The following is a 16,895-nucleotide window of genomic DNA, read 5'->3' as shown; positions in this document are numbered from 1 at the left end:
AATCCAGATGTGACGGATTTGGCCACCGTCGGCCGCGTCGGTCAGCTTTCTCCCAGTTTCAGCCATCGCAGCACGAGAGCTTCCTCGTCATCGAGACCGGCAATCGCCCGTTTGCGCTTGTTGGCCTGCGCCATTTCATCCAGCAACCGTCCCTCGGACCACGCTTCGAAGACCCGCGGATGGATATAGCATTTGCGGCAGACGGCACGCGTATTGCCCAGCCGTTCGGCAACCTTGTCGATGACGCTGTTCATCGCCCTGTTTCGCTGCGCCTGGCTTTGCGGCAGTTCCGTTTGCGCAAACAGTGACGCGGCGTGAATGGTGCCGCCCCAGGTGCGGAAATGCTTCGAACTGAAGGCGTCACCGACCGCCTCACGGATATAGCGGTTGACGTCCTCGGAGCGGACCGGCCGCCTGTCGCCATCCTCATCGAGATACTGGAACAGCTTCTGGCCTGGCAGGTCCTGCGCGCCACGCACAATCCTGGCGATGCGGCGGTCGGCCAGCTTCAGCTTCCACTCCTTGCCCGACTTGCCCTTGAAGGCAAAGCGCAGGCTTGAACCGACAATATCGACATGCCGGTCGCGCAACGTGGTCAGCCCGAAGCTCTTGTTGTCGCGGGCGTAGGCGGCATTGCCGACGCGGATCATCGTGTTGTCGAGCAGCCAGACAACCGCGGCGACGACCCGCTCGAACGGCAAGCCACGACGGCGCAGATCGCTATCGACCCTGTGCCGCAGGTCCGGCAGGCTCTCGGCGAATGCGACAAGGCTCGAATATTTGGCACCATCGCGCTCTTCGGCCCATTGCGGATGATAACGATATTGCTTGCGTCCCCGCTGGTCCCTGCCGGTTGCCTGGATATGGCCGTCCGCGTCGGGCGAAATCCACACATCCGTCCAGGCCGGCGGAATGACGATCGCCTCGATGCGGGCCTTGGTGGCGTCCGAAACCGTCCGTCCGTCCGGTCCCTTGTAGGAAAAGCCCTTGCCTGTCTTCAGCCGCCGGATACCAGGCTCGGCATCGCTGACATAACTAAGCGACGCATGATCGGCCGAGCTTTGTGCCCCGTTTTTGAACACACCATCTGGCGATAAAGCGTCCTCGCCAGCCGGTCGGCCGGGCGACATTCCGGATTTCTGCAACATGTCGGCTCCACGCGAATTCCGTAGATAAGCCACTGGCCGACCGCTGGTTCCACGCGCCGTCCGAAAACGGTGTCGAGCCTGCCTTCAGGCTTTCTCGAGCACAACCGGAATGACATCGACAGCCTGCTCGCCGACCTGTCCCCCCGTGGTCTTGAGCACGCCGACGATCGGCGCTACGTCCGAATAGTCGCGGCCGTAGCCGACTGTGATGTGGTCGTTGCTGGCCCGCATGCCGTTGGTTGGATCGAATTCCTGCCAGCCTGCGTCGCGCCCGCACCAGACCTTGACCCAGGCATGCATGGCATCGGCGCCTTCCAGCCGGGGCTTGCCCTTCGGCGGGATGGTGCGCAGGAAGCCGCTGACATAGCCAGCGGGAATGCCGAGCCCGCGCAGGCCGGCGATCATGATATGCGAAAAGTCCTGGCAGACACCGCGCTTCAGCCTGAAGGCATCGCTGGCCCGGGTCCGCACCGTCGTCGCCTCGCCGTCATAGGTGAAATCACGATGAATGCGATGGCACAGGTTCATGGCCGTGCTGGCGGCGGAACCGGCGATGCTGCTGCGTGCGTAGGCAGTGATCGCATCGTCGATGCCGGCATGGGTGCTGGCCGTCAGGAAATGGTGCGGTGCATCAGGTGCCAGAGACCGCACCGCGGCGAGTTCCTGCCTGAGCCGGGCGATATCGGGCGACACGTCGAGCCCGGGCTCGGGCCGAGACACCGACACGCGGGCGCTCATCCTGATGTCGAGCGCATCATGCGCATCGCGAAAGGCGATCGAGGTGACGTTGTTGCCGAAGAAATCGGAAAAGTCGGAACGCTCGTTGGGCGCCGGCGCAAAGGACAGTGATGCGGCGATGACGCGCTGCACGCCTGATATCGTCGACGGCAGCACGCGCACCTGATGACGACCGCCGCCGGCAGCGGAAGCGTAATCATAGTGGAGATGAAGCCTGATATCGTAGAGCATGATTTATCCGAAATAGGCTTTGGCGAGGCTGTTGTAGAGGCCGCCGATTTCGTGGGCGAGCTCGTCCAGCGCCTTTGCCGTCATATCCGAAGGCTCCTTGATGGCGATCTGGGTGTTGAGCTGCAGGATTTCCTTCGCCGCCGGCGACATTTGCCCCTCCCCGCCGAGCGACGGCAACAGGCCGATTTCGGCCTTCAGCCTTTCGAGCTGGAACAGGATGGAGCGCGGGTTAAGCGGATCGAGCGCCAGCAGGTCGATCACCGTGCGCCGGCCGGCCTGCACCGGATATTGGCGGCGATGGGTCATCACGCTGTCGCCGATCTCCAGCATCATGTCGAGCGCGCCGTCCGGCGCCTTGGCGCTGGTCAGCCGCGACAGCGTGCGGGAGATCTGGATGCCGCGCTCCAGCCGGCGGCCGATCTCGAGGAAGCGCCAACCGGCGAAGCGGTACATGTTCTCGTGCAGCAGGCCGGAAAAGCCGGCGAGCTTACGCAGGATGACTGTCATCGCCCGGGTCGCGTCGTCGCCGGGCGCGACCGTCGTTGCGAACTGATGGATGGTTTTCGACAGGTCCTTCAGCGCCAGCCAGCCATCGGGCGAGAAGCGGTCGCGAATCTGCCCGGCGCTGTAGACCGCGCTATCCAGCGTGCCGATCAGCCCTGACGGGATCGCCGTCTCGACGTCGATGCCGAAAGGTTCGAGATAATCCCTGATGTCGGCGAGCAGCGGCATGTCCGGGTCGGACGTTTCGGCGAGCCGCACATGGTAGGCGCGCAGGATGCGCACCGTGTCTTCCGAGCGCTCGATATAGCGGCCGAGCCAGGTCAGGTTCTCCGCCGCGCGACTGGGCAGGCTGCCGGGCCTGGTGCGGCTGAAACTGTCGCCTTCCTGCGGCAGCAGCGTCTCGCGCTCCACCGGTTTGTCGCTGACAACCCAGACATCCGCCGCCTGGCCGCCACGCTGCATGGCGATCGCCGTCGGGTCGAGCGACAGGCCGATGCGGGCAAAACCGCCCGGCATCACCGTCCAGCCCTCCGGCGTTCGCGCCAGGTAGACGCGCAGGCTCGCTGGCCGCGGCTCCAGCCACCCGCCGACATAGACGGGCGTCGTCGAAAGCGTCACCGCTTCCTGGCCGACAAAATCGCCGCCATCGCGTTCGATGCGCGCCACCAGCTCCGCCCGCTCTCCGGCCGACAGCGCCGAGCCGAGCTTCGTTGAATCGTCATCCTCGAAGGCAAGTCTCGTCGACAGCGCCGGCCCGATCACCATGCGATCGATGTTGGCCAGCACATGCGCGCGTTCGGTTGCTTGCCCGCACCACCATGTCGCGACGCTTGGCAGCAGCAATTCCTCGCCCCGCAAGGCCCGTGAAATCTTGGGCAGGAAGGCGAGCAGCGCACGCGTCTCCATCAGGCCGGAGCCAAGCGCATTGACGGTAGCAACCGCGCCCTGGCGGATCGCCTCGACCAGGCCCGGCGTGCCGATCTGCGAATCCGGGCGCAGTTCGAGCGGGTCGGCGAAGGCGGCATCGAGCCGCCGCCACAACACGCTGATCGGCATCAGGCCGGAAACCGTGCGCACCATGAGCCGGCCGCCTGAAACGGTCAAATCCTCGCCTTCGAGCAGCATGATGCCAAGGTAGCGGGCGATGTAGGCGTGTTCGTAATAGGTTTCGTTGAGCGGCCCCGGCGTGAGGATGGCGACGCGGCCGTCGGTTTCCTTGGCCATGCCGATCAGCGCGTCGCGAAAACGGCGGAAAAAGCCGGCAAGGCGGTGCACATGCATCTCGCCATAGATGTCGGACAGCGCGCGTGTGGTGGCGACGCGGTTTTCCAGTGCGAAACCGGCGCCGGACGGCGCCTGCGTGCGATCACCAAGCACCCACCACTGGCCGTCAGGTCCACGGCCGAGCTCGAAGGCGCAGAAATGCAGGAAGTGGCCGCCGGCCGGCTTGGTGCCGACGACAGGCCGTAAATATTCGGGGCTGGCGGCGATCAATCCCGCCGGCAGGATGCCTTTTTCGACCAGCCGGTTCGGCCCGTATATATCGGCGATGGTTTCCTCGAACAGTTCGGCGCGCTGCACGAGGCCGGCGCTGATCGCCGCCCACTCGCTCTCTTCGATGAGAACCGGGACATGCGCCAGCGGCCATTCGCGTTCATTGGCGCCGGCCTTATCATAGACGCGGTAATAAACGCCGGCATCGCGCAGATACTGGTCGGCGCGGGCAAAGCGCTGGCCGAGCTTTTCAGCACCGAGTTCCTCGAGCGCCTCGACAAAATGCTTCCAGGCCGGGCGAGGATTGCCCGATGCATCGACCATCTCGTCGACGACGCCGTCTATGGGCTGGTAGTGCTCCAGCAGGCTGTGGGTCTGCGGCTTGCCGCGTCCCCTCTTGTGATTCCCCTTTGCCATCGCTGATCAGAGTCTTGCCGGCCGCCGAAGGTCAAGGGTCATCGGGAAATCTTCCGCCGGTTGTTCTTCACGGATCACATAGGCGGATGGCGTATGACCACGCGGTTCGAAGCGGGCGAGCCGCCGAGCTTCCGCCTCGTTGCCATTGACCGGAAAGGTATCGTAATTGCGCCCGCCGGGATGGGCGACATGGTAGACGCAGCCGCCGACCGCTCGGCCCGACCAGCGATCATAGATGTCGAAGACCAGCGGCGTGTTGACCGGCAGCGCCGGGTGCAGGCCCGATGCCGGCTGCCAGGCCTTGAAGCGCACGCCTGCCACCGCCACTTCGCGATTGTCAGTGACCTTCATCGGCACGATGCGGCCGTTGCAGACGACTGCGTGGCGCTCCGGGTTCAGCCCTTCGGTCTTGACCTGCAGCCGTTCGACCGAGGAATCGACGAAGCGCACGGTGCCGCCGAGCGCGCCTTGCTCGCCCATCACATGCCACGGTTCCAGCGCCTGGCGCAGTTCCAGCTTGATGCCGGCATGCTGAACCTCGCCGCAGAACGGAAAGCGGAATTCGAGCTGGGCGTCGAACCATTCGGGACGGAACTCAAAACCGTTGAGCTTGAGGTCGTCGAGCACGTCGAGGAAATCGGCCCAGACATGATGCGGCAGCATGAAACGATCGTGCAGAGAAGTGCCCCATCGCACGAAGCGGCCGTCGAGCGGGTTCTTCCACGCACGGGCGATGATGGCGCGCACCAAAAGTTGCTGCGCGAGGCTCATGCGCGCATTGGGCGGCATCTCGAAGCCGCGGAATTCGACCAGCCCCAGCCGGCCGGTCGGTCCGTCGGGCGAGAACAGCTTGTCGATGCAGATTTCCGAACGATGCGTATTCCCGGTGACGTCGGTCAACAAATTGCGGAACAGCCGGTCGACCAGCCATGGCAAGGGTGCGTTGCCCTGGTCTGGATGCGGCACCTGCGCCATAGCGATCTCAAGCTCGTAGAGCGAGTCGTGACGCGCCTCGTCGAAGCGTGGCGCCTGGCTGGTCGGCCCGATGAACAGGCCGGAGAACAGGTAGGACAGCGACGGATGGCGCTGCCATTGCAGCACCAGGCTCTTCAGCAGGTCCGGCCTTCGCAGGAACGGGCTGTCATTGGGTGTCGCACCGCCGACCACGACATGGTTGCCGCCGCCGGTACCGGTGTGGCGGCCATCGATCATGAACTTGTCTGCGCCAAGCCGTGTCTGCCGCGCCTCCTCGTAGATCGCCGTCGTTGTCGCCACGCAATCCTGCCAGTTGGAAGCAGGATGGATGTTGACCTCGATGACGCCTGGGTCAGGCGCGACGCGGATGACGTTGAGGCGCGGATCGTGCGGCGGGCCATAGCCTTCGATGTGCACGGGAAGGCCTATCGCCTTCGCCGCGTTCTCGGCCGCCGCGACGAGTTCGAGATAGTCTTCCAGCGCCTCGACCGGCGGCATGAACACGCAAAGCCGGCCATCGCGCGGCTCGACCGAAAGTGCGGTGCGCACCGCGCCGCCGATCTCGGTGATCTCCTGCTCGACCCGCTCCTGCTGGCCGGTCGCAGCGGTGAACGATGCCGCCTGCTGGCGGCGCGCCATCTCGTCGGCGCCTTCCAGTTCGGCTGGAGCCGGTCCGGCCAGTATGGCTTCACGCGCGGGCAGCGGGCCGCGTGGCAGTGACGGATCGACCGGCACGATATAAGGGAATTGCTCCGGCGGCACATAGGGCAACGTGCCGAGCGGCAGCCGGTAGCCGACCGGTGAATCGCCTGGCACCAGGAACAGCCGGCCACGCCGCGTCTTCCATTTTTCCGAACGCCAGCGCGGATCCGATGCCTGGCTGTTCCAGCGCTGGACGGGGAGCACATAGCCGGACGGTTTGGTCAGCCCGCGCTCGAACACTTTCGCCATGCGGCTGCGTTCTTCCGGATCCTCCAGCCTGGAGTTGGACGGATCGACATTGTCGGGCAGCTTGCCTTCCTTGAGCAGCCATTCGGCCGGATCCTCATAGGCTTCGCTGACCATGGCTTTGTCGATGCCGAGCTCGCCGGCAATCGCGGTGAGCAGGCTTTCGGCCTGCTTCGGGCCGATATCGGCCTCGCTCTTTTCGCGTGCGATCAGCGACGGATCGCTCCACACCGGCTGGCCGTCGGCACGCCAGTAGAGCGAAAAGGTCCAGCGCGGCAGGCTTTCGCCCGGGTACCATTTGCCCTGGCCGTAATGGAGAAAGCCGCCCGGCGCAAAGCGCTCGCGCAGTTTACGGATCAGTTCGTCCGCCTTTTCGCGCTTGGTGGGACCGACGGCGGCGGTGTTCCATTCGGCCGACTCGAAATCGTCGATCGACACGAAAGTCGGCTCGCCGCCCATCGTCAGCCGCACGTCGCCGGCGGCAAGTGCTTTATCGACCTTGTTGCCCAGAGCGTCGAGCGCCTGCCAGCTTTCGTCCGAAAATGGCTTGGTGATGCGCGGATGTTCGGCGATGCGGTCGACCCGCATCTCGAAGCCGAATTCGACATTGGCGAAGCTCGCCATGCCGGAAATCGGGGCCGCGTTGCGGAAATGCGGCGTGGCGGCCAGCGGCACATGGCTCTCGCCGGTGAGCAGGCCCGAGGTCGGATCGAAGCCGATCCAGCCGGCGCCGGGAAGATAGACCTCGCACCACGCATGCAGATCGGTGAAGTCGACGGCGGTTCCGGCTGGACCGTCCAGCGCCACCAGATCGGGCTTCAACTGGACCAGATAGCCGGAAACGAAGCGCGCCGCGATGCCGAGATTGCGCAGGATCTGCACCAGCAGCCAGCTCGAATCCCGGCACGATCCCTTTTTCGCGGCCAAGGTCTCTTCCGGCGAGAACACACCGGTTTCCATGCGCACGATATAGGCGATCTCGCGCTGCAGCCGCGCGTTGAGATCGACCAGGAAATTGACGGTGTTGGCAGCGCTGCGATCGATGGTCTTCAGCAGCGCCGACAGCAGCGGTCCCGCCGGCTCCGGAGTGCGATAGATGGCGAGATCGTCGCGTATTTCTTCCGGATACTCGAACGGAAACGCCTCGGCCGACGGCTCGACGAAGAAATCGAACGGATTGTAGACCGTCATGTCGGCGACGAGGTCAACCTCGATCTTCAACTCCGTCACCGGCTCCGGAAAGACGAAGCGGGCGAGGAAATTGCCGTAAGGATCCTGCTGCAGATTGACGAAGTGGTTCGCCGGCTCGACCTTGAGCGAATGGCTCAGCACCTTGGTACGGGAATGCGGCGCCGGCTGCAGCCGGATGATCTGGGGCCCGAGAACCACCGGCCGGTCGTATTTGTAATGGGTCAGGTGGTAGACGGCTGCCAGAATTGCCATGGGGCCCCGGAATTCAGCGTTTCAAACGATTTCGCTGAACCCTGACACATCTGGCGACCATTCTCCAAGCAGAGATGTTGCGGTGCACCTAATTTAAGCAACGGTTGCCGGCTCAGAAAAATGCCTGCAACCCCGTCTGCGCCCTTCCCAGGATCAGCGCATGCACGTCATGCGTGCCTTCATAGGTGTTGACCGTCTCCAGGTTCTGCGCATGGCGCATGACGTGGTAGCCGATCTGGATGCCGTTGCCGCCATGCATGTCGCGGGCCTGGCGGGCGATGTCCAGCGCCTTGCCGCAATTGTTGCGCTTGACGATCGAGATCATTTCCGGCGCCATCTTGCCTTCATCCAGCAGCCGCCCGACGCGCAAGGACGCCTGCAATCCCAGCGCAATTTCGGTCTGCATGTCGGCAAGCTTCTTCTGGTAGAGCTGCGTGCCGGCCAGCGGCTTGCCGAACTGCTTGCGGTCGAGACCGTATTGGCGGGCGCGGTGCCAGCAATCCTCGGCGGCGCCCATCGAGCCCCAGGAAATGCCGAAGCGAGCCCGGTTGAGGCATCCGAACGGTCCGCCAAGGCCCTTTGCGTTGGGCAGCAGCGCGTCCTCGCCGACCTCAACGCCTTCCATCACCACTTCGCCGGTGATCGACGCCCGCAGCGACAGCTTGCCGCCGATCTTCGGCGCCGAAAGCCCTTTCATGCCCTTTTCCAGCACGAAGCCACGGATCTCGTCCTTGCCGTTCTCGCCCTTCAGCTTCGCCCAGACGACGAACACATCGGCGACGGGCGCGTTGGAAATCCACATCTTCGAACCGGACAGCCTGTAGCCGTTGGCGGTCTTCTCGGCGCGCGTTTTCATACCGCCCGGGTCGGAGCCGGCATCCGGCTCGGTCAGGCCGAAACAGCCGATCCACTCGCCGCTGGCGAGCTTGGGCAGGTACTTCTTGCGCTGTTCGTCCGAGCCATAGGCATAGATCGGATACATCACCAGCGACGACTGCACTGACATCATCGACCGATAGCCGGAATCGACGCGCTCCACTTCGCGTGCGACCAGCCCATAGGTGACGTAGTTCGCGCCAAGCCCGCCGAATTCTTCAGGGATGTTGATGCCGAGCAGGCCGGCCTCGCCCATTTCACGGAAGATCGCGGTGTCGAAGGTCTCGTTGAGGTAGGCGTCCTCGATCCGCGGCGCCAGTCTGTCGGCGGCGAAGGCGGCCGCCCCGTCGCGCACCATGCGCTCGTCTTCCGAAAGCTGGCCCTCGATCAGGAACGGGTCTTCCCAGACGAATGCGTTCTTGTCGGCGGCCATGACGTTCTCCCAAACCAATGCATGTCGCTCAAAACGATGACACGCATGAAGCAAAATGTTGGCCCGTTCTATCGGCCTGTGCCTCGAAAAAATCAAACGAAATTGATTCACCGATCAATGATCGTTAGGAATGGATCATGAGTGTCCAGCGCCGCCTTTTGCCCAACATCAGCGCCCTTGCCGCCTTCGAGGCTGTGGCCCGGCTCGGCAGTTTCACCGCCGCCGCCCAGGAGCTCGATCTGACCCAGGGCGCGGTCAGCCGCCAGATCAGGTTACTGGAAGATCAGTTCGGCCGCCGGCTGTTCGAACGCGACAGCCGCAATGTCAGGCTGTCGGCATCGGGCGAGATCTACGCCGAGGCGGTTCGTTCAGCACTTGGGCAATTGCGTGACGCAGCCCTTGGATTGATGAGCAATCGGCATAGTGGCATGCTGAACCTTGCCATTTTGCCGACCTTCGGCACGCGCTGGCTGATGCCGATGATCCCCGATTTCGTCGAAAACAATCCCGATATCACCATCAACTTCGTCACCCGCGTCGGCCGCTTCGACTTCGCCAGGGAGAGGCTGGATGCCGCCATCCACTACGGCCTGCCGGACTGGCCGGAGGCCGACTCGACACTGTTGGTGCGCGAAACCGTGGCGCCGGTCGTGTCGCCCGAATTCCTCGCCGGCCGCGCCATCGCCTCACCGGCCGATATCGGCCGCCTGCCGCTGCTGCACATGGCGACGCGTCCTGGCGCCTGGACCGAATGGTTCGAGCATCAGGGCCTGAGCGCGCCGACCGGACCCGGCATGCAGTTCGAACAGTTCGGCACCGCCGCCCAGGCCTGCATGGCGGGGCTCGGTGTGGCGCTGCTGCCGTTGATCCTTATTGCAGGCGAATTGCAGCGCGGCCAGCTGGTGCCGGCGCCAGGCCAGCCCATGCAAAGCCGCAGTGCCTACTATCTCGTCGTCCCGTACGACAAGCGCGGCCATCCGCCGGTCGCCAGTTTTCGCGACTGGCTGCTGGGCCAGGTCGCACGTCAAATTTGACTTGGCCGGTTTATCAAAAATTGATAATATTGGATAAAGCGAAAGGAGAGACCATGCCTGCAAGCTACAGCATCGGCACCCGCTATGAGACATTCGTTCGCGAGTTGGTGGAAAGCGGCCGCTATGCCAGCGCCAGTGAGGTTATGCGCGATAGCCTGCGCCTGCTGGAAGAGCGCGAAGAACAGCGCAAGGCAAAGCTTGCTGCGTTGCGCGCGGATATCCGCAAAGGCGTGGAAAGCGGCCCAGGTATCCCTGCCGAAGAGGTATTTCAGCGGCTGGAAGCAAAATACCGCGGCGGAAAGCCGTGAACTATGGCGGTCATATTTGCGCCAGCCGCCGCGCAGGACGTCGAAGAGATCAGCGACTACATCCATGCTGAAAATCCGGCTGCGGGTCGGCGCTTCATTGCCGCGCTCAGGGAACGCTGTAGCCGCATTGCAGACGTGCCGCATGGCGGCGTCCCCCGCCCGACCCTATGGCCCGGCCTGCGCTCCTTTGCATTTCATCGCTATGTTATTTTCTACACCACCGACGGCGATGAGGTGCGTGTCGAGCGCGTCTTGCATGGTGCCCGCGACATCCCAACTATTCTTGAGGGAGGACAGCCACTCAATGGCTCTTGAACTCCACGCCTCCCTGTCTCGTTGGGCTGGAACACTCATAGGGCTCGTCGCAGAATAGCTACTTTCGCTTCAGCGCATCCGCCAAAGCAGCACCGAACGCTCCCTGTTGCGCCGGCCGCTCCGGCTGGCGTTGCTGGGGTGCCGGCGAACGTGGTGCCGGCCTGCCGCCACCATTGTCGCGCGGTCCGCTGCGCGGAGCACCACCCTCGCCGCTATCCTTGCGCATGGAAAGCGCGATGCGCTTGCGCTTGATGTCGACATCGACGACGCGCACCTTCACCACGTCGCCGGCCTTCACCACCTCATGCGCATCCTTGATGAACCGATCGGCCAGCTGCGAGACATGCACCAGCCCGTCCTGATGCACGCCGATATCGACGAAGGCGCCGAAGGCGGCCACGTTGGTGACCGTGCCTTCCAGCAGCATGCCGGGCTTCAGATCCTTGATGTCGTCGATGCCGTCGGCGAAGGTCGCCGTCTTGAAGCCTGGGCGCGGGTCGCGGCCGGGCTTTTCCAGCTCCGCCAGGATATCGCGCACCGTCGGCAAGCCGAAACGCTCGTCGACGAAGACGCGTGGGTCGAGTGCCTTGAGCGCGGCACTATCGCCCATCAACGACCGCACATCGCGCCCGCAGGCAGCGACGATCTTCTTCGCCACGCCATAGGCCTCCGGATGCACCGACGAGGCGTCGAGCGGCTCGCTGCCATTGGCAATGCGCAGGAAGCCGGCGGATTGTTCGAAGGCCCGAGGTCCGAGCCGCGGCACCTTGAGCAGGTCCTTCCGGCTGGCGAAGGGCCCCGTCGCATCGCGATGCGCAACGATCGCGTCGGCCAGCGATGCGCCCAGACCTGAAACGCGCGCCAAAAGCGGCGCCGAGGCAGTGTTGAGATCGACGCCGACGGCATTGACCGCGTCCTCGACCACCGCTTCCAGCGAGCGGCCGAGCCGGTACTGGTCGACATCGTGCTGGTACTGGCCGACGCCGATCGATTTGGGTTCGATCTTGACCAGTTCGGCCAGCGGATCCTGCAGCCGCCGGGCGATCGACACGGCGCCGCGCAACGACACGTCGAGGCCGGGGAATTCCGCCGCCGCCGTCGCCGATGCCGAATAGACAGAGGCGCCGGCCTCGCTGACGATCACTTTCAGTGGCTTCGGCCCGCCGTCCGCCGGCATGTCGGACAGCATGTCGGCCACCAGCTTTTCCGTCTCGCGGCTGCCGGTGCCGTTGCCGATCGAAATCAGCTCGACCTTGTGCTGGCGGATGAGCTTGGCGAGTTCCGCCTGCGTGCCGCGCACATCGTTTCTGGGCGGAAATGGATAGACCGTCGTCGTTGTCAGCACCTTGCCGGTGCCGTCGACCACCGCCACCTTGACGCCGGTGCGGATGCCGGGGTCGAGCCCCATCGTGGCGCGCGAGCCGGCGGGAGCGGCCAGCAGTAGATCCTTGAGATTGCGGGCAAAGACGTGGATCGCTTCCTCCTCCGCCCGCTCGCGCAGATCGCGCATCAAATCGAGCGTCAGGTGCAGCGACAGTTTTATACGCCAGGTCCAGCCCGCCACCTCCATCAGCCATCTGTCACCCGGAAGGCTGCCGCCGATGGCATAGGCATTGGCGATCATCCGCTCGACCGGCTTCACCGGTGAGCTGTCATCGGCATCGACCTCGATGTCGAGCGACAGCACTTCCTCGTTGCGGCCGCGCAGCATCGCCAGCGCGCGATGGCTCGGCACATTTGCCCAACGCTCGACATGGTCGAAATAATCGGAGAATTTCGCGCCGGCCTCCTGCTTGCCGTCGACCACCCTGGCCCGCATGAAGGCGCGCTCCTTCATGTAGCTGCGCAATTTGCCGACCAGATCGGCATTCTCGGCGAATTGTTCCGAAAGGATGTCGCGCGCGCCCTCGAGCGCCGCCTTGGTATCGGCCACCTCTTCGCTGACATAGGCCAGCGCCAGTTCGGCAGGCACCAATGAGCGGTTCGCCAAGATGGCTTCGGCCAGCGGCCCCAGCCCGCGCTCCCTGGCGATCTCGGCCTTGGTCCGGCGTTTGGGCTTGTAGGGCAGGTAGATGTCCTCAAGTTCCGCCTTGGTGGTGGCGGCGACGATCTTGCCTTCAAGCTCCTCGGTCAGCTTGCCCTGTTCGCGGATCGAGCCAAGGATGGTGTCGCGGCGCGCGTCGAGCTCGCGCAGATAGGCAAGGCGTTCGGCAAGATCGCGCAATTGCGTGTCGTCGAGCCCGCCGGTGACTTCCTTGCGGTAGCGCGCCACGAACGGCACTGTCGCGCCCTCATCGAGCAGTTCGATCGCCGCGGCCGCCTGTTCGGGCCGTGCGCTGATCTCGGCCGCGATGATGGCTGCAATGCGCTTGATGTCGGATGCCATGTCGTTCCTGCTCTCATCCAAAGAGCGGCGACCATAGGCGCAGACGTCCGGCCCGCCAACCGCCGCGCTTCGATCAGCCCGGCGGTCCACAGGAAAGCGTGCGCCAATGTGGCGATCGCGGCGCGCCTAGATCAGCCGGCTGAGCGCCTCGAAGAACGCGACGATCTCGATATCGAGCGGATCGTCGACAGGCTCCGGCTGCGACGACATCTTGGCGATCACCACTTCGGTCCTGGGATCGACATACAGCCACTGGCCATGAATACCGATGCCGCAATAGGCGCCGTTCTCGTGTCCAGTCTGGTACCATTTGTTGCGGTAACGGCCCTTGGGAAACAGTGGCAGCATCGCGCCGCGCTGCCAGGCGTCCGCACTGCCGCCAGTGCTGGTCGTGTCGCGCACCCAGGCTTCCGGTACGATGCGGCGGCCATTGGCCATGCCACCTTGCCGCATCATCTCGCCGACACGCGCCAGGTCGCGCGGCGTCACCGAAATGCCGCCGGCCGTGCGCGCCGTGCCTTCCATGTCGACGCCGATCGAGGCTTCGCTGACAGCGCCGAGCGGCAGCCACAGCTTCTCGCGCATCAGGTCGGTGAACCGCTGGCCCGACGCACGCTCGAGCAGCAGGCCGAGCAGGTCGGAATTCGGCGAGCGGTAGCGGAAGGTCTGGCCATGCGGCTCTGCAAGACGTTGCAGGGTCAGGATGAATTCGCGCAGGCTCTCCGTACCGCCGCCCGGATTCCACAGCGTGGCACGGCGATAGCGGGCGAAAGCACTTTCCGGATCGAGATAGGCTTCCTCGAAATCGAGACTGACGCTCATATCGAGCACATGCCGCACGCTCGCATCGCCATAGGCCGAGCCGGCGGCTTCGGGGATGTAGGCCGTCACCGGCGCTTCCGGGTCGAACACCCCCTCGCCTTCTAGTATGCCGGCAATGATGGCGGTCAGCGACTTGCTGATCGAAAAGATGATGTGGCGGGCGCCGAAATCCATATGCGGCGCGAACCAGTCGCCGACGATCCTGCCGCCTTTCATCACCGTCAGTGCGTCGGTGCTCGAACGTGCGAGAAAATCAGCCACTGTCTCCGGTGTGCCGGCGATCGCGACCTTCTCGCCGAGCAGGCCGCCCATATCACGCACGGGGATTTCGACAACGCCCGACGTCGCCGCCACCCGGGCGGTCGGCACCAGTTCGCCGAGATTCTGGAACGACCATCGGTTGAACGGGTTCTCGCGCCAATTGGCGAGCACGACCTGGTTGCGCCGGAAGCCATAGCGGGTCTCGAACACGGTTTTGCCGGTCATGGCGTTTCCTTCCGGGTCGTTTCTTCTTTGTGGAGGCTCAGCGAAGTGCCGTGGCGATAGCGTGCACGGCTTTCAGCGTCGCTATGGAATAGGCACCATTGGCGAAATCCGGCCAGGTCGAAAGCTTCACCACGACCATTCCGGTGTTCCAGTCGATATGGATCATCTGACCGAACACGCCGCGGCACATCAGTGCGCGCGAGCGCGGGTCCTCGATCCAGAACTGGTTGCGATAGCTGCCCTCCGGCAGGCTGGGGCTGAAGTCCGGCCCATGCCTGCCGTTGCGCGTCGCCTCGACCCAGCCGGCCGGCACGACGCCGCCACCATTGTCGAGGATCAACTGGCCGAAGCGGCCATAATCGCGCAGCGTCGCGTTGAAACCACCGTCGGCCACCGCATAGCCGGCGCTGTCGACCGTGAAGCAGGCGCTTTCATCAGCACCGAGCTTTTGCCAGAGTTCTTCCGAAACCAGTTGCGGCAGCCGTTTGCCTGTCACCCGCTCCATGATGAAAGCAAGCACGTCGGTCTCGATCGAGCGGTATTCGAATTGAGCCCCGTGCGGGCGGATCGTGTCCTTCAAGCCCAGGATCAGCTCGAACATGTGCGAGGGCCAGCGAAAATCCGGATCGCTGCCCGGCGGCACCGGCTTCCAGCCGGTGGCGACATCGACTTGGCCGATGTCGGAATAGCGGTCGGTATATTCCTCGGAGAAACGCACGCCGCTCGTCATGTCGAGCACATGCTGCACATTGGCGCCGGCCCAGCCGGTGGCGCCGAGCTCCGGCAAATAATCCGTGACCGGCCTGGCCGGATCGATCAAGCGGCGCCCGACCAGTATGCCGAATACCGAACCGGTGACGGACTTGGCCATCGACTGCGACAGGTGCAGCGTGCGCTCGTCCATGCCGTTGAAATAGCGCTCATAGGCTATCTTGCCGTCCTTGAGCACCAGAAAACCGTCCGTATAGGTCTCGTCGAGCAGCCCGGCGAGTGTCGTCGGCTTGCCCTCGCTGTCCTCGACCGCCAGCCCGTCAAGATCGACCTCGGCGCGTTCGAGACGGCGGCGATGGCCGTTGCCGCGCCAGACTTCGGCGGTCGGCAGAATTTCACGGATGTGCTGGAACGCCCAGCGGTTCCACGGCGGCCGGTCCCAGTCGAGCTTCGGCGGCACCATGGCGGGCGGCGAGCCCTGCATGATCGGCGGCCGCGGATCGCTGTTGCGATAGGAGTCCATGAAAGGCCATTCCCGGAAAAGAAAAGACCCGGCGGCATGTGCCGCCGGGTCTCTCATGCAGCGATTACTTCTGCAGTTCGGTCCAGATCTTGGTGTAGAGTTCCTGCGTTTCCGGCGGGCACATCTTCTGGAATTCGCCTTTCGGCTTGGCATCGGCCGGAATGACGACTTCCGGCGCATCCTTCATGTCCGCCGGCATGTATTTGTCCGAGCCGGTGATGGCGTTGGCATAGCGGTGGAAGGCCGAGAGGCCCGCCGCGTTTTCCGGATCCATGATGAAGTTCTGGAACAGCTTGGCATTGTCGACGTTCTTGGCTTCCTTCAGAACGACGACGTTGTCGCTCCACAGGCCGAAGCCTTCCTTCGGATAGTTGTAGTGGATGGCCGGATTGGCCAGCCGCTGGCGCAGTGCCGAGCCGTTCCAGTCGCTGGTCGCCTTGAAATCGCCGGCGCCCATCTTCTCGATGGTGTTGTATTCCATCGCGATCCAGTTCGGCTTGGCCGCCACCAGGAGGTCGCGCACCTTCTTCAGCACCGCCTTGTCGTCGGTGCACTGCTGGCCGCCGACATATTTGATCGCCGCGAAGATGACGTCGCCCATCTCCGGAACGACGTTGACCTTGCCCTTCAGCTCGTCCGGCGTGTTGAAGACGATGCCCCAGCTGTCGGCCGGACCCTTGTAGGCATCGGTGTTGACGACGACGCCGATCGTGCCCCAGGCCCACGGCACCGAATATTTGCGGCCCGGATCGAACTCGGGATTGGCCCATTCCGGCGCGACGTTCTTGAAGTTCTCCATCTTGCCCGGATCGGTCTCGAGCAGGAGACCTTCCTTGATCCAGATCGGCACATAGGTCTGCGACGGCACCGCGATGTCGAAGCCGGTGCCGCCCTGGCGAACCTTGGCCAGCGCGGTGTCGTTGGAATCGTAATCGGTGATGGTCACCTTGACGTTGTATTTGGCTTCGAACTTCTTGATCACGTCGGGGCTGGTGTAGTTGCCCCAATTGTAGATGTTGAGCACGCCGTCGGCGCGGGCCAGGCCCGTCGAGGCGAGCAACGCCAACCCCATGGCGGTTGCTGTTGTCTTCCAGTTCATGGTT

At 64.0% G+C, this 16,895-nt stretch carries 12 protein-coding genes; 3 read left to right on the top strand and 9 right to left on the bottom strand.

Translation table 11 applies throughout. The features are described from left to right. Positions 1-41 precede the first annotated feature (41 nt). The 5 genes from RPF88_RS30185 to RPF88_RS30165 all read right to left on the bottom strand — a co-directional run bounded on the left by RPF88_RS30185 (position 42) and on the right by RPF88_RS30165 (position 9,207). On the bottom strand, positions 42-1,148 hold the full coding sequence (locus RPF88_RS30185; protein WP_224675618.1) for a DNA topoisomerase IB: 1,107 nt from the start codon (positions 1,146-1,148) through the stop codon (positions 42-44). 84 nt (positions 1,149-1,232) lie between these two features. Continuing rightward, positions 1,233-2,117 carry a transglutaminase family protein gene (locus tag RPF88_RS30180; RefSeq protein WP_013529827.1) on the bottom strand — a complete coding sequence of 295 codons (885 nt, stop codon included), beginning with the start codon at positions 2,115-2,117 and terminating at the stop codon, positions 1,233-1,235. Between the two features lie 3 nt (positions 2,118-2,120). Beyond that, positions 2,121-4,532: a circularly permuted type 2 ATP-grasp protein gene (locus tag RPF88_RS30175; RefSeq protein ID WP_063173000.1), complete on the bottom strand. Its 2,412-nt coding sequence runs from the start codon at positions 4,530-4,532 to the stop codon at positions 2,121-2,123. Positions 4,533-4,538: 6 nt separating this feature from the next. Then, on the bottom strand, positions 4,539-7,898 hold the full coding sequence (locus RPF88_RS30170) for a transglutaminase family protein (protein WP_337123771.1): 3,360 nt from the start codon (positions 7,896-7,898) through the stop codon (positions 4,539-4,541). A 112-nt stretch (positions 7,899-8,010) separates the two neighbouring features. Next, on the bottom strand, positions 8,011-9,207 hold the full coding sequence (locus tag RPF88_RS30165) for an acyl-CoA dehydrogenase (RefSeq protein ID WP_337123770.1): 1,197 nt from the start codon (positions 9,205-9,207) through the stop codon (positions 8,011-8,013). A 137-nt stretch (positions 9,208-9,344) separates the two neighbouring features. Here RPF88_RS30165 and RPF88_RS30160 point away from each other — a divergent pair, with 137 nt between their 5' ends. Genes RPF88_RS30160 through RPF88_RS30150 form a run of 3 tightly spaced genes read left to right on the top strand, consistent with a single transcriptional unit; the run spans position 9,345 to position 10,864 of the window. Beyond that, a complete protein-coding gene (locus RPF88_RS30160; RefSeq protein WP_337123769.1) occupies positions 9,345-10,241 on the top strand; it encodes a LysR family transcriptional regulator in 897 nt (298 codons plus the stop codon). Positions 10,242-10,294: 53 nt separating this feature from the next. Beyond that, positions 10,295-10,549 (top strand): type II toxin-antitoxin system ParD family antitoxin, encoded by a 255-nt coding sequence (locus tag RPF88_RS30155; protein ID WP_063173003.1) that lies wholly within the window; start codon positions 10,295-10,297, stop codon positions 10,547-10,549. A 3-nt stretch (positions 10,550-10,552) separates the two neighbouring features. After that, a complete protein-coding gene (locus tag RPF88_RS30150) occupies positions 10,553-10,864 on the top strand; it encodes a type II toxin-antitoxin system RelE/ParE family toxin (RefSeq protein ID WP_024502672.1) in 312 nt (103 codons plus the stop codon). Positions 10,865-10,922: 58 nt separating this feature from the next. On the opposite strand, the gene RPF88_RS30145 is transcribed toward RPF88_RS30150, so the two are convergent. The 4 genes from RPF88_RS30145 to RPF88_RS30130 form a co-directional block, all read right to left on the bottom strand. Further along, positions 10,923-13,250: a Tex family protein gene (locus tag RPF88_RS30145; protein WP_337123768.1), complete on the bottom strand. Its 2,328-nt coding sequence runs from the start codon at positions 13,248-13,250 to the stop codon at positions 10,923-10,925. A gap of 126 nt (positions 13,251-13,376) precedes the next feature. Next, positions 13,377-14,558 (bottom strand): serine hydrolase domain-containing protein, encoded by a 1,182-nt coding sequence (locus tag RPF88_RS30140; protein ID WP_063168912.1) that lies wholly within the window; start codon positions 14,556-14,558, stop codon positions 13,377-13,379. 37 nt (positions 14,559-14,595) lie between these two features. After that, a complete protein-coding gene (locus RPF88_RS30135; RefSeq protein WP_337123767.1) occupies positions 14,596-15,792 on the bottom strand; it encodes a serine hydrolase domain-containing protein in 1,197 nt (398 codons plus the stop codon). A 64-nt stretch (positions 15,793-15,856) separates the two neighbouring features. Next, positions 15,857-16,891 (bottom strand): ABC transporter substrate-binding protein, encoded by a 1,035-nt coding sequence (locus tag RPF88_RS30130; protein ID WP_027161445.1) that lies wholly within the window; start codon positions 16,889-16,891, stop codon positions 15,857-15,859. Between the last annotated feature and the right edge of the window lie 4 nt (positions 16,892-16,895).

The sequence above is a fragment of the Mesorhizobium sp. ISC11 genome, from assembly GCF_037162595.1.
GTDB lineage: Bacteria > Pseudomonadota > Alphaproteobacteria > Rhizobiales > Rhizobiaceae > Mesorhizobium > Mesorhizobium ciceri.
The sequence above is the reverse complement of the archived record's forward strand: the minus strand, read 5'-3'. Positions and strand labels throughout refer to the sequence as shown.